Below are 13,856 nucleotides of genomic sequence, written 5' to 3'. Positions count from 1 at the left end.
ACCCCCCAGGTCATCCACTCGACAGGGGGCAACAGTCATACCGGGCCCGGAGGCCAGCGGCCCTCTTGCAGGACCGCGAAGAAGATAACGGGGTGCTCGACCTCGCACGCCAGGGGCTGTGAGGGGGGCTCGACCTCGTGCGACCCGGGGCTGCGACCTGGCGGGGGCAGCCGTGGGGCTCGGGGTGGATGCCCGCGCAGCGGTCGACGCTGCGACCGACGAAGGGAGTGTTTATCGTCAGGCAGACGACTATGATCACGGCATGCCCTACGACCCGTCAGCCTTTCCGCCCTTCGCCGTCACCGTGGACCTGGTCGTGCTGACCGTGCGCCATCACTCCCTGTGCGCGCTGGCGGTGCGCAGGGCGGAGCCGCCGTTCCAGGGACGGTGGGCGCTTCCCGGGGGCTTCGTGCGGCAGGACGAGGACCTGGCGCAGGCCGCGGCACGCGAACTGGAAGAGGAAGCCGGCCTGCGCGCCCACGACCCCGCCGCGCCCGTCCAGGACAACGGCGCCCACCTGGAGCAGCTCGCGACCTACGGGGACCCGGAGCGTGACCCGAGGATGCGCGTCGTGAGCGTGGCCCACCTCGCCCTCGCGCCGGATCTGCCCGCGCCCCGGGCGGGCGGTGACGCCGGGGACGCGCGGTGGGCACCCGTGGAGGAACTGCTGCAGCAGGGCGGTTACGGGCGCGACGGCGAACCGGTGGCCCCGCTCGCCTTCGATCACGCCCAGATCCTGGCCGACGGGGTGGAGAGGGCTCGCTCCAAGATCGAGTACTCGTCGCTGGCGACCGCCTTCTGCCCGCCCGAATTCACCGTCGGCGAACTGCGCCGCGTCTACGAGGCGGTGTGGGGCGTGGCGCTCGATCCACGCAATTTCCACCGCAAGGTGACGGGCACAGTGGGCTTTCTCGTTCCGACAGGAGGCACGACCACGCGGCAGGGCGGCCGGCCGGCGCAGCTCTTCCGGGCCGGTGGCGCCACTTTGCTCAACCCGCCCATGCTGCGGCCCGAGGTCTGATTCCCCGTCCTCGTGCGCGGAGGGTGAAGGCGCTGTTTCCCGCGGTCCGGGAAAAACGAGGGAGCGGGCGGGGCGGCGGAAGGTGCGGAACGCGCCTCGCGCACCCGAGAACCCCGAAAAAAGGGACATAACGCGCTATCTTGCTGCGGGTGATCCAGGCCTTCGGACTGACCAGCGACTCCCGCAAGGGCATTCCGCCCGCCGTCGACGACGTGTCCTTCGAAGCGCGCGCGGGGCGCGTCACCGCGCTCCTGGGGACTGCGGGCGCGGGCAAGACGACGACGCTCAGACTCATGCTCGAACTCCAACAGGGCCGAGGCATCACCTACTTCAAGGGCCGTCCTCTGCACCGCATCGCCCACCCGGCGCGCGAGGTCGGTGTCCTTCTGGGCGATGTACCCGGTCACCCCTCCCGTACCGTCCGGGGCCACCTGCGCATGCTCTGCGCTGCGGCGGGACTGCCCGCCCGGCGGGCCGACGAGGTTCTCGAAGCAGTCGGACTCGTCAGTTTCCGGGAGGAACACCTGGGCACGCTGTCCCGGGGCATGGACCGGAGACTGGGCCTGGCCTGCGTCCTGCTGACCGATCCGCACACGCTGGTGCTCGACAGCCCCACCCGCGGACTCTCCGCGCGCGAGGGCCGTTGGCTGCACGGGATGCTGAGGGCCCACGCGGACCGGGGCGGCACGGTCCTGTTCGCCACGGACGACCCCAAGGAGGCCGCGCGCACGGCCGACCGTGTCGTCACGCTGGAACGCGGCACCGTCGTGGCCGACCAGGAGGCCGAGGACTTCGGGCGCCACCGACTGCGTCCGCGTGTCGCCGTCCGCACCCCGCACGCGGCCCGCCTCGCGGCTCTGCTGGCCAAGGAGGCCCGCACCGCGCACCGCTCCGTCGAGGTCGTACGGGAGAACGGCAACCGCCTCTCCGTCTACGGCAGTACGTGCGCCGATGTCGGTGAGACCGCGTTCCGCCACGGCATCCTCGTTCACCAACTGGCCGACGAGATCGGCGACATGGGAGCCGGAGCCGGGGCCGGGACAGAGCAGAAGGCCGCCGGCCGGACGGTGGGTGGGGAGCACCGGAGTCCGGCGGCCGACCCGGCGGCGGACCGGCGGCCGGCGCCTGCCGCCGCCCGCGCCGGACGCGCCCCCCGTGAAGCGGCCGGCGCGGCGAACGGGAGCGCGCGGAGCGCGGCGGACGTCGGCGGCGTGCTCGCCGCTGCCGCGCCGGCGGAGGGGCCCGGCTCCGCGACAGCCGAAGGAAAGCCCGCCGCCGGTCCCCGCGACAACGGCCTCCCGGACGGGTTCGAGGAACGAGTCGCGACGGCGACGCTCGCAGCGGCATCCGGCGCCGCGACGAGGGCGGCGAGAGACGCGACGGACACGGCGGGTGCGGCGGACGCCGCGTCCGGACCGTCCGAGGCCGTCTCCGTCTCCGGGCATACCGACAGCGCGCCACCGGCCGCACCCGCCGATGGCGCGCCCCCGACGGCGCACGCACACAGCGGCCGGGCGGTGCGGGCAGGGACCCGCTCAGGGGCAGGAAGTCCAGTTCCCGGCCGCGAGGGCGCGGCCCCGGTGCCTGCCGACGGCTGCCGCGACGCCCCCGGGACCGGCCGCCCCGGCGACGCCCCGTCCGCGGCGGTCCGTCACGGCGGCGAGTCCCGCCCCGAGCGCCCGGGCGGCGTGCCCGCGCCGGAAGGCGCCGCATACGAGCCCGGCCGTAAGGAGGCCCGGAGCCACGTCCCCCCGGCCGACGCACGGTCTTCCGTGCTGCGACGCCCCGCCCCGCGCCAGGAAGGGGCACGGCGCCCCCGTCCGGGAGAAACGGGGACCGGCGCATCGGAGACCACGGCTCCACCCGGCCGTGCCGCGGCCCAGCCGTCCGGTACCGCCACCGCGGGGGCACAGCCCTCGATCCCCACTCCGCGTCCGGCGGAGGCCGTCAGGCCGGACGCCTCGGCGCCCCTGCCCCCTCCCATCTCCGTCCGTGCGGGCGCCGGCCCCCTGCGTCCCGTGCGCTACGAACTGCGCCGCGCCTTCGGCATCGGCACCGGGTTCGCCATCTGTGCCGCCGTGCTCGTCGTCTCCGCGCTGACCGCACTGGTGGTGGGGCGGATCGGGCACACGCCCCAGCCCCGGCTGCTCGCGGCATGGCCGCAGCAGTTCCCGCTGCCGCCGGCCGCGCTCGGCGCGGGGCTGATCGGCGCGCTCGCCTTCGGCGACGAGTTCCGCCATCCCGCGCTGGCGGCGGACCGCGGCACCGTCCCCCGCCGTCTGGGACTGCTCGCCGCGAAGCTCCTCGTCACCACGGCCGCCGCTCTGCTGCTGGCCTTCCTCACGGTCGGCTGCGACGCCGAGGTGCTCTATGTCGTGTACGGACGGGAACTCACCCAGGTTCCCGGCGACTGGCTCGCGCCGACCGCGAGTTGGGCCGGCCTGGTCGTCGGCTGCGGCTGGGCCGGGGTGCTCGCAGCGGGGCTGTTCCGGTCCACCACCGCCGGTCTCGCCGCGGTCGTCGCCGTACCGGTCGTCGTCGCACCCCTCGTGCGCCAGGCCCTGGGAGGGACGAACGGGGACGCGGCCGGTCTGCCCGCACGGTTGCGCGAAACGTTCCTGTTGTCGTGGCCCTTCGGGGGTGACCGCTACGTCGCCGCCGCGGCCCGCGTGATCGCCCAACCTGTCGGTGGCGCCCTCACGTTGTCGCTGGCCACGCTGGTGGGCGGGTACCTGATGACGACGCTGCGGAGCAGGACGAGGTGACCACCGTTCGTACTCTTTCGATCGCGCATCGTGCGCAATTCCTCGCGGAAAGCACAATTCTTTCCGATAAGGCGTCAATTGCGACGGAGTGAGCGATCACCCTTTCGTGTGCTTTTCACCAAAGACCTCAAGGGAGTTGGAGGCAGCGCCGACAAAGGATCCGTGAGTACCCTTGCGCACACCATGATGACCGCCGCCCGCTCCTCAGACTCCGGTCTTGCCGGCCCGGGCGAACTCGACCGCTACCCCTACGCCGAGGCGCCTGTCCCCGACCGCGTCGCGAGCCCTGCCTGGGAGACCGCGGACCCCGACCTGGGACGCGTCGGCCGACGGGCCGCGGGCAGCCGCGGGCGCGGCCTGCACGGCCAACTCGTCCAGCAGCTCGGTCAGATGATCGTCTCCGGCGATCTGGGCGCCGACCGCCCGCTGGTGCCCGAGGAGATCGGCCAGCGCTTCGAGGTCTCCCGCACCGTCGTCCGTGAGTCGCTCCGTGTGCTGGAGGCCAAGGGCCTGGTCAGTGCGCGCCCGAACGTCGGCACCCGCGTGCGTCCGGTCAGCGACTGGAACCTTCTTGATCCGGACATCATCGAGTGGCGGGCCTTCGGTCCGCAGCGCGACGACCAGCGCCGTGAGCTGAGCGAGCTGCGCTGGACGATCGAGCCGCTCGCGGCGCGGCTCGCCGCGGGGCACGGTCGCGAAGACGTCCAGCAGCGCCTGTCCGACATGGTCGAGATCATGGGGCACGCGCTGGCTCAGGGGGACGCGCTGACCTTCTCCCGCGCGGACGCGGAGTTCCACTCGCTGCTCATCCAGGTCGCGGGCAACCGGATGCTGGAGCACCTCGCCGGGATCGTCTCGGCCGCCCTCCAGGTGTCCGGCGGTCCGGTCACGGGCTGTGAGCGCCCCAACGAGGCGTCCGTCGCCCAGCACGCCCGAATCGTCGACGCGCTCGCGGCCGCCGACGGTGCGGCGGCGGAGGCGGCCATGCGCCAGCTCCTGACGGTGCACCCCGAGATCGAGCGCGTGGTGCCGGCGCCGCGCGAGCACTGACCCGTGGGTGCCGCTCCGGGCGCGGGCGGACGGCCGGAGCCGTGCCGCCCTCCCGCGGGGCCGTCCGGCCCGCGGACCGCTCGCCCCGCCGCCCGCCGCCCCGCCGTTCGCGTGCGGCGCTGCCCGGCCGGTGAGCGGCTCCTCGGCGGACCCTGCCGGATCCTTGGCGCACTCGGCGGGGTCCGCGTGTGAAGACCGGTGTCTCCGGCCGGTGGCGGGCGAGACATCGCCACACACTTCTGCCCGCTTCTGACCGTTTTTGAGCGCTTACGGGGTGTGACTCGGGCCACGCGGATTGGGCGTAACGCTCGTGGAAACAACGCGATGACCTAAGAGGTGACAGCCGCGGAGGGAATACGGACGCCGTTCATGGCGCTGTGCATCTTCCCGGCCCCCGCCCGCGCCGTCGGCCCATCCCCAGGCCGGTGGTCGGCTCCTGTCCACTCGTGGACGGGGCCGGAAGCCGTTTTCCAACGTTCCGAGAGGTTGTTCGTGTCGGCCAGCACATCCCGTACGCTCCCGCCGGAGATCGCCGAGTCCGTCTCTGTCATGGCGCTCATTGAGCGGGGAAAGGCTGAGGGGCAGATCGCCGGCGACGATGTGCGTCGGGCCTTCGAAGCTGACCAGATCCCGGCCACTCAGTGGAAGAACGTACTGCGCAGCCTCAACCAGATCCTCGAGGAAGAGGGTGTGACGCTGATGGTCAGTGCCGCGGAGCCCAACAAGCGCACCCGGAAGAGCGTCGCAGCGAAGAGCCCGGTCAAGCGCACCGCCACCAAGACGGTCGCGGCCAAGACGGTGACCACCAGGAAGGCCACCGCCACCGCCACCCCGGCGGCGGCGCCTGCCGTCGACACCCCGGGTGAGGACGACGCGGCCGCCAGGAAGGCCGCCGCCAAGAAGACGACCGCCGCCGCGAAGAAGACGGCGGCCAAGAAGACCACCGCCGCCGCGAAGAAGACGGCGGCGAAGAAGACCGGCGCCAAGAAGGACGACGCCGAGCTCCTCGAGGACGAGGTGCTCGAGGATCCGAAGGGCGCGGAGGAGCCGGAGGGCACCGAGAGCGCCGGTTTCGTACTCTCCGACGAGGACGAGGACGACGCCCCCGCCCAGCAGGTGGCGGCGGCCGGTGCCACCGCCGACCCGGTCAAGGACTACCTCAAGCAGATCGGCAAGGTCCCCCTGCTCAACGCCGAGCAGGAGGTCGAGCTGGCCAAGCGCATCGAGGCGGGCCTGTTCGCCGAGGACAAGCTGGCCAACGCCGACAAGCTGGCGCCGAAGCTCAAGCGCGAGCTGGAGATCATCGCCGAGGACGGCCGCCGGGCCAAGAACCACCTCCTGGAGGCCAACCTCCGTCTGGTGGTCTCGCTGGCCAAGCGCTACACCGGTCGCGGCATGCTCTTCCTGGACCTCATCCAGGAGGGCAACCTCGGTCTGATCCGCGCGGTCGAGAAGTTCGACTACACCAAGGGCTACAAGTTCTCCACGTACGCCACCTGGTGGATCCGTCAGGCGATCACCCGCGCGATGGCCGACCAGGCCCGCACCATCCGTATCCCGGTGCACATGGTCGAGGTCATCAACAAGCTCGCGCGCGTGCAGCGCCAGATGCTCCAGGACCTGGGTCGCGAGCCCACCCCGGAGGAGCTAGCCAAGGAACTCGACATGACCCCGGAGAAGGTCATCGAGGTCCAGAAGTACGGCCGCGAGCCCATCTCCCTGCACACCCCGCTGGGCGAGGACGGCGACAGCGAGTTCGGTGACCTCATCGAGGACTCCGAAGCGGTCGTCCCGGCCGACGCGGTCAGCTTCACGCTCCTGCAGGAGCAGCTGCACTCGGTGCTCGACACCCTGTCCGAGCGTGAGGCGGGCGTCGTCTCCATGCGCTTCGGTCTCACCGACGGCCAGCCCAAGACCCTCGACGAGATCGGCAAGGTCTACGGCGTCACGCGTGAGCGGATCCGTCAGATCGAGTCCAAGACCATGTCGAAGCTGCGTCACCCGTCCCGTTCTCAGGTGCTGCGCGACTACCTCGACTAGGCCCGGCCGTACGCCGACGAAGGCCCGGTTCCCCGAAGGGGGCCGGGTCTTCGTGCTGCGATGTCTCCCGCTCTGCCCGACTCTGGGTGTTCGACGATCATCCCAGAGTGAGGAGCGCGCATGCGATGCCGTATTGCCCGGGCACTGGCCGGGCCGCTGGTCCTGGCGGCCGCGGGGGCCGCGATACCGCTGGTGGGCACGGCCCCCGCGGCCGCCGACAGCGTTGTCGTGGGGGGCTTTCCCGTCGACGTGTCGCAGAGCCCGTGGACCGTGGCTCTGGCCAGCCGTGACCGGTTCGGAGGTACCCGGGCGGGACAGTTCTGCGGAGCTGTGGCCGTCGCCCGCACCACCGTGCTGACCGCCGCCCACTGTCTGGCCGGTGAGGTGGTCGGCGCACCACCGACACGCGATCTGAAAGTCATCCAGGGGCGCACGGACCTGCTCTCCGCCGAGGGCAGGGAGATCCGGGTACGAGAAACCTGGGTCAATCCGGGCTACGACGTCATGACGAACTCGGGGGACTTCGCGGTGCTCACCCTGGCCGAGCCGCTGCCGCAACGGGCGGTCATCTCCATGGCCGGCGCGGGCGACCCGGCGTACACGCCGGGCACGAGCGCTCTCGTCTACGGCTGGGGGGACACGACCGGAGGCGCCGCCTACCCGCACGGCCTGCATGCCGCGCGGGTGCACGTCCTGCCCGACGCCCAGTGCCGGCGGGCCTATCCCGGCAGTGCCGAGGGGACGTACGCGCCGGAGACGATGCTGTGCGCGGGGGAGAGCGCGGGCGGCCGGGACGCCTGCCAGGGGGACAGCGGCGGCCCACTGGTGGCCGGGGGGCGCCTCATCGGGCTCGTGTCGTGGGGGAACGGCTGCGGCCGGGCGGGGAACCCCGGCGTCTACACACGGGTGTCCGCCGTGGTGCGGGCGCTGCGCGAGGCCCGCGGGTCCAGGGCGCTGCCCGGGGCGGTCACCGAAGGCTGACGGGGCTCCACGGGCACAATGACGGGCGGCCGCTCCTGTGGGTCAGGAGCGGCCGCCCGTTCGCCGGCCTGTGCCGGTGCTGGCTCGTCGTGCGAGATGGTCAGCGCTCGGTCAGCGCTCTTCCTCGGACGCGTTGGAGGGCACGGAGGTGAGGCGCTCCGTCTCGTCCTGTATCTCAGCGGCGATCTTCTTGAGTTCCGGCTCGAACTTGCGACCGTGGTGGGCGCAGAAGAGCAGTTCTCCGCCGCTCAGCAGGACGACGCGCAGGTAAGCCTGGGCGCCGCAGCGGTCGCAGCGATCAGCGGCCGTCAGCGGGCTCGCGGGGGTCAGAACAGTAGTCACGTCGCCTCTTCTCTAGCTCGACGAGCTGTCGTACCAGGGTCAACATCCAACCAGCCCCAAACGTTCCCGCTCGCGGCTTTTCCTCGAAAAATCTTTCCGAGACGGCTGTCCGTTGCCGGTTTGGCGGCGAATGTGCCGTATTACGTTTCTGTGTGTCTTACGGGTTCGCGCTGTCGGTCATGGTCGGTCCTCCCGGCCGGCTTGCCGGTTGTTCATGAGGACGTGCCCGGAGCCTAAATGGTTCATGCCTCGAAGGGAACGTGATATGTGCTTCACTCCATCGAGGGATCGAACGTACATGCGATCGTCGACTAGTCTGGGTCGCTGCCGAGGGTTGCGTTACAAGGGCTCTACCAGGCCTCGGTACCCTCTGAGCGGCAACCGAAGCCGCGCCCTTACCCACGAGGGCCTCACCTGAAATTCAGCGAGGAGCGAACCGCGTGACCGCCGATACGTCCGTGCCGTCCACAGCGCTGCTGGCAGGAGCAGACCGTGACGGCTCCAACTACACCGCGCGGCACCTGCTCGTCCTCGAGGGGCTCGAGGCCGTGCGCAAGCGCCCCGGCATGTACATCGGATCGACCGACAGCCGCGGTCTGATGCACTGCCTGTGGGAGATCATCGACAACTCCGTGGACGAGGCCCTCGCGGGCGTCTGCGACCACATCGAGGTCGTCCTGCACGACGACGGCTCCGTGGAGGTCCGGGACAACGGCCGCGGCATCCCGGTCGACGTCGAGCCCAGGACCGGCCTGTCCGGCGTCGAGGTCGTCATGACCAAGCTGCACGCCGGCGGCAAGTTCGGCGGTGGCTCCTACGCCGCCTCCGGCGGTCTGCACGGCGTCGGCGCCTCCGTCGTCAACGCGCTCTCCGCCCGGCTGGACGTCGAGGTCGACCGCGGCGGCCACACGCACGCCATCAGCTTCCGGCGCGGCGTGCCCGGGGCGTTCACCGGCAATGGCCCCGAGGCCAGGTTCGAGGCCGGCAGCGGTCTGCGCAAGGCCAAGAAGATCCCCAAGGCGCGGACCGGGACGCGCGTGCGCTACTGGGCCGACCGCCAGATCTTCCTGAAGGACGCGAAGCTCTCCCTGGAGAATCTGCACCAGCGCGCCCGGCAGACCGCTTTCCTGGTGCCCGGCCTGACCATCGTGGTCCGTGACGAGTACGGCCTCGGCGAGGGCGGCAGCAAGGGCGAGGAGTCCTTCCGCTTCGACGGCGGCATCAGCGAGTTCTGCGAGTACCTGGCGAGCGACAGGCCCGTGTGCGACGTGCTCCGCTTCAGCGGACAGGGCTCCTTCAAGGAAACGGTTCCCGTCCTCGACGACCACGGCCAGATGACACCCACAGAGGTCACCCGTGATCTCGGCGTGGACGTCGCCCTGCGCTGGGGAACCGGCTACGACACCACCCTGCGCTCGTTCGTCAACATCATCGCCACGCCCAAGGGCGGCACCCACGTCGCCGGTTTCGAGCAGGCCGTCACCAAGACGATGAACGAGGTGCTGCGGGCCAAGAAGATGCTGCGCGTCGCCGAGGACGACATCGTCAAGGACGACGCCCTGGAGGGCCTCACCGCGGTCGTCACGGTCCGGCTCGCCGAGCCGCAGTTCGAAGGCCAGACCAAGGAGGTCCTCGGCACCTCGGCGGCCCGCCGCATCGTGAACAACGTGATCACCAGGGAACTCAAGGCGTTCCTGACCTCCACCAAGCGGGACGCCGCCCAGCAGGCCCGGGTGGTCATGGAGAAGGCCGTCGCCGCCGCCCGGACCCGGATCGCGGCCCGCCAGCACAAGGACGCCCAGCGCCGCAAGACGGCCCTGGAGTCCTCCTCCCTGCCGGCCAAGCTCGCCGACTGCCGCAGCGACGACGTGGACCGCAGCGAACTGTTCATCGTCGAGGGCGACTCCGCGCTCGGTACCGCCAAGCTCGCCCGGAACTCCGAGTTCCAGGCGCTGCTGCCGATCCGCGGAAAGATCCTCAACGTCCAGAAGTCGTCCGTCACGGACATGCTGAAGAACGTCGAGTGCGGCGCGATCATCCAGGTGATAGGGGCAGGTTCGGGCCGCACCTTCGACCTGGACGCGGCACGCTACGGCAAGATCATCATGATGACCGACGCGGACGTGGACGGCTCCCACATCCGCACCCTGCTCCTGACCCTGTTCCACCGCTACATGCGGCCCATGGTCGAGGCCGGCCGGGTGTTCGCGGCGGTGCCGCCGCTGCACCGCATCGAACTGATCCAGCCGAAGAAGGGCCAGGACAAGTACGTCTACACGTACTCGGACCGCGAACTGCGCGACAAGCTCCTGGAGTTCCAGAGCAAGAACATCCGGTACAAGGACTCGATCCAGCGGTACAAGGGCCTCGGTGAGATGGACGCCGACCAGTTGGCCGAGACCACCATGGACCCGCGCCATCGCACCCTGCGCCGGATCAACCTCTCCGATCTGGAGGCCGCGGAAGGGGTGTTCGACCTCCTGATGGGCAACGACGTGGCACCTCGCAAGGAGTTCATCGCCAGCTCGGCGGCGACACTCGACCGCTCGCGCATCGACGCGTAGCGGCCGGCGGACCGGGCAGCCGCGGGGCCGGTCCGGGCAGGTCCGGGCAGGGACACCGGCCCGGCCTGTCTGGACCGGTCGTCGTGGAGCGCCTGAGTCCGGAGGGCCGGAACTCTGCCGCGAGAGCCGGTCCGGACCGGCGGGCAGTGGAGGAAGCTGCTCCACCACCGGCCGGCCCGGTCGGTGGTGGACGGAGAGGCGTCGACCGGCACGGTCGTGGGCGGGCAGACGCCGGCCCGGCGACGTGCGGGGGCCGGGCGGGCGTCGACCGGCCTGGTTCATGGCCGAGGACGGAGCGCGTCGGCCGGCCTGGTCATGGTCGGGGACGGAGCGCGTCGGCAGGGCCGATGTGCGGCGGGCGGGTATGGGCCGGTCCGCGGTCGCCGTCCTGAGCGGCGGACCGGCTCCTGTCTTCTCCTGTCTCCGTCCGCTGGTCGAGCCGCGCCGGCTGCCGGGGCGCCGGTGCGTACGTCGCCGGTGCGCAACGCTCTGCCACCGGCCCTCTCTCCACCCGTGGGTGGAGCCGGCGGCGGTGTGGGATCCACCCGTGATCCACCCGTGCTCCGATCACTGCGCCCGCGGATTTCCGTAGCGTCGAAGGCGTCGACGGTTCTCGCCGTCGGCCTCCCCTTCCCGCTCATGGAGGCTCTGATGTCCGGGCTCGTCAATGTGCTGGTGATCGTCGCCGTCGCCGCCGTCGTGATCACGAGGCAGTTCGGCGCACGCCGGCTCGACGCCGACCGGCGCTGGTGGCTCCTGCCCGCGATCCTGGCGGTGGTCGCGCTGCGTGACCCCGGTCTGATCGACGCCCACCACCGCATCGCGGCCTCCACGCTGCTCGCGGCAGAACTGGTCATCGGCCTCGGGATCGGGGCCGGATGGGCCTGGACCACCCGCATATGGGCGGAGCCGGACGGCACCGTCTGGACCAAGAGCACCAAGGCGAGCATGGCCGTCTGGGCCGGAGGCATCATCCTGCGTGCCGGCCTGTTCGGGTGCGGCGCGCTGCTCGGCCTGCACCAGGGGAGCCCGGCCCTCATGCTCGCCCTGGCCGCCACCCTGCTGGTTCGCTCGGGCGTCCTCGTCCACAGGACGCGGGCCCTGACCCCGGCGGACGGCCCGCTCCCGGCGTACGGTGGCGGCAGCCCCCGACCCGCGTGGAAGGAGCGCGTGTGACGGAGAACGTCTGGACGCGCTGGCCCTCTCCGGAGGCGCTGGGACGCGTCGGAATCTCCCGGCCCCGGCGCCTCCTCGGGTGGGGCGCGCGGATCCTGATGGCCGCCGTCCTGCTGTGGAGCACCTTCCGCAGCAGTCACGTCCATCTCTGGGGTGCGTTCGGCGGGGCCGTCGGTGTCGTCGTGGTGGCGGCCGCGGGCTGGGGCTTCTTCCGGACCACGTTCGCGCACCGGCTCGCGCCGTCGCTGGGGCTCTTCGCCGTTCTCCTCGGCGTGGCGGCCGCCGCGCAGGCAGGGGGCTTCCATGTGCCCGCCCTCGTCATCTGGTGCGCCTGCGCGATCGCCGCGCTGGAGAGGCTGCCGCTCGCGGCGGCCACGCCCCTGACCGGTGTCGCGCTCACCGCCTTCGTTCTCGCCAACGACGACCGGTGGCTCACCACCGCCGTCACGGCGGCGGGCCTGGCGCTCGCGGGCTACGTCCTCCGGCTGGACGCCGAGGCCCGTGGCAACGCCCAGCGGCTGCTCGCGCAGGAGCGGGCCGCGCGGGTGGCGGAGGCGGAGTCCGTGGCGCTGGGGGAGCGGGCGAGGATCGCCCGGGAGATCCATGACGTGCTGGCGCACAGCCTCTCGGCGCAGCTCGTGCACCTGGAGGCGGCCCGGCTCCTCATCGAGCGGGGCGCGGAGCGCGACCAGATCCTGGAGCGGGTGGTCGCCGCCCGGGGAATGGCCCGCGACGGTCTGGAGGAGACCCGTCAGGCCCTGTCCGCGCTGCGCGGGGAGCTGACGCCGCTGGAGGACTTCCTCAGCCGGCTCGTGGCGGCTACCGACGGTGCGGAGGTCACCGTCTCGGGTGATCGCAGACCGCTGCCCGCCGAGGCGTCGCAGGCGGTTCGGCGGGTCGCGCAGGAGGCCCTGACCAACGTCCGCAAGCATGCTCCGGGGGCCAAGGTCCGGCTCCGGCTGGACTACGGAGAGCACCAGGTGATGCTGGACGTGCGGGACTCGGGCGGCCCGCCGGGCGACCTGAGCGGGGCCGGCGGCGGGTACGGTCTGCTGGGCATGCGGGAGCGGGCCGAGCTGCTGGGCGGCTCGCTGGAGGCCGGCCCGCGCGAGGAGGGGTTCGTGGTGACACTGAAGGTGCCGGTATGAGCGACGAGGCCGGGAGGAAACCGGCGCGGGTGGTGGTGGCCGACGACCAGACGGTGGTGCGCGAAGGCATCGTGATGCTGCTGGGGCTGCTCCCGGGCATCGAGGTGGTGGGGTCCGCGGGCGACGGGGACGAGGCGGTGAAGCTCGTCGCGGAGGTGGCTCCCGACGTGGTGCTGATGGACCTGCGGATGCCCCGCTGCGACGGCGTCGAGGCCACCCGGCGGATCAGGTCGCAGTACCCGGGCACCCAGGTCGTGATCCTCACGACCTACGCGGACGACGAGTCGCTGTTTCCCGCGCTCAAGGCGGGAGCGCGGGGTTATCTGACCAAGGACGCGGGGGGTGACGAGATCGTCCGGGCCGTGGAGAGCGTGCTGTCGGGGGACGCGGGGCTGTCGCCCGGCATCCAGCGGCGACTGCTGGAGCGGCTGTCCGACTCCGACCACCGGCAGACGCATCCCTCGGAGCCGCCGGACGGGCTCACCGGCCGGGAGTGCGAGGTGCTGGTGCTGATCGCCGAGGGCCTGAGCAACCAGGAGATCGCCCGTCGACTGCATGTCTCCACCGCCACCGTGAAGACGCACATCAACAACCTCTTCGCCAAGACGGGCCTCAAGGACCGGGCGCAGGCGGTGCGGTACGCGTACGCGAAGGGGCTGGCGCGGCCGCCGGCGAGCTGAGCCGCCCGGGACCGAGCCTGCCGGAGCCGAGTCGCCCGGGCGGAGTCACGCGGGGCCGAGTCGCGTGGGCGGAGTCACCCGGAGGTGAG

General features: G+C 71.8%; 10 protein-coding genes. 9 read left to right on the top strand and 1 reads right to left on the bottom strand.

The window, feature by feature from the left end; translation table 11 throughout:
* The first annotated feature begins 262 nt into the window (after window positions 1–262).
* The 5 genes from ABZ719_RS30295 to ABZ719_RS30275 all read left to right on the top strand — a co-directional run bounded on the left by ABZ719_RS30295 (window position 263) and on the right by ABZ719_RS30275 (window position 7,857).
* Window positions 263–1,021: an NUDIX domain-containing protein gene (locus ABZ719_RS30295; RefSeq protein WP_366728344.1), complete on the top strand. Its 759-nt coding sequence runs from the start codon at window positions 263–265 to the stop codon at window positions 1,019–1,021.
* Window positions 1,022–1,170: 149 nt separating this feature from the next.
* Window positions 1,171–3,786 (top strand): ATP-binding cassette domain-containing protein, encoded by a 2,616-nt coding sequence (locus ABZ719_RS30290; protein ID WP_366728343.1) that lies wholly within the window; start codon window positions 1,171–1,173, stop codon window positions 3,784–3,786.
* A gap of 162 nt (window positions 3,787–3,948) precedes the next feature.
* A complete protein-coding gene (locus ABZ719_RS30285) occupies window positions 3,949–4,836 on the top strand; it encodes an FCD domain-containing protein (RefSeq protein WP_366728342.1) in 888 nt (295 codons plus the stop codon).
* 492 nt (window positions 4,837–5,328) lie between these two features.
* Entirely contained in the window at window positions 5,329–6,876 is a 1,548-nt protein-coding gene (locus ABZ719_RS30280) for an RNA polymerase sigma factor (protein WP_366728341.1), read from the top strand.
* Between the two features lie 120 nt (window positions 6,877–6,996).
* Window positions 6,997–7,857, top strand: coding sequence for a serine protease (locus tag ABZ719_RS30275; protein ID WP_366728340.1), 861 nt, complete (start codon window positions 6,997–6,999; stop codon window positions 7,855–7,857).
* Window positions 7,858–7,968: 111 nt separating this feature from the next.
* Here ABZ719_RS30275 and ABZ719_RS30270 read toward each other — a convergent pair whose 3' ends face one another.
* Complete coding sequence (locus tag ABZ719_RS30270) at window positions 7,969–8,199, bottom strand: hypothetical protein (RefSeq protein WP_366728339.1); 231 nt, start codon at window positions 8,197–8,199, stop codon at window positions 7,969–7,971.
* Window positions 8,200–8,639: 440 nt separating this feature from the next.
* Between ABZ719_RS30270 and ABZ719_RS30265 the strand changes: the two genes are divergently transcribed.
* From ABZ719_RS30265 to ABZ719_RS30250, 4 genes are all read left to right on the top strand, one after another.
* Window positions 8,640–10,763: a DNA topoisomerase IV subunit B gene (locus tag ABZ719_RS30265; protein WP_366728338.1), complete on the top strand. Its 2,124-nt coding sequence runs from the start codon at window positions 8,640–8,642 to the stop codon at window positions 10,761–10,763.
* A gap of 651 nt (window positions 10,764–11,414) precedes the next feature.
* Window positions 11,415–11,939 (top strand): DUF1453 domain-containing protein, encoded by a 525-nt coding sequence (locus ABZ719_RS30260; protein WP_366728337.1) that lies wholly within the window; start codon window positions 11,415–11,417, stop codon window positions 11,937–11,939.
* Complete coding sequence (locus ABZ719_RS30255; protein WP_366728336.1) at window positions 11,936–13,087, top strand: histidine kinase; 1,152 nt, start codon at window positions 11,936–11,938, stop codon at window positions 13,085–13,087. The genes ABZ719_RS30260 and ABZ719_RS30255 overlap by 4 nt, the downstream gene beginning before the upstream one ends.
* Window positions 13,084–13,767: a response regulator transcription factor gene (locus tag ABZ719_RS30250; RefSeq protein WP_366728335.1), complete on the top strand. Its 684-nt coding sequence runs from the start codon at window positions 13,084–13,086 to the stop codon at window positions 13,765–13,767. The genes ABZ719_RS30255 and ABZ719_RS30250 overlap by 4 nt, the downstream gene beginning before the upstream one ends.
* Window positions 13,768–13,856: the final 89 nt, after the last annotated feature.

The sequence above is a fragment of the Streptomyces sp. NPDC006743 genome (genome assembly GCF_040703815.1).
GTDB lineage: Bacteria > Actinomycetota > Actinomycetes > Streptomycetales > Streptomycetaceae > Streptomyces.
The sequence above is the reverse complement of the archived record's forward strand: the minus strand, read 5'-3'. Positions and strand labels throughout refer to the sequence as shown.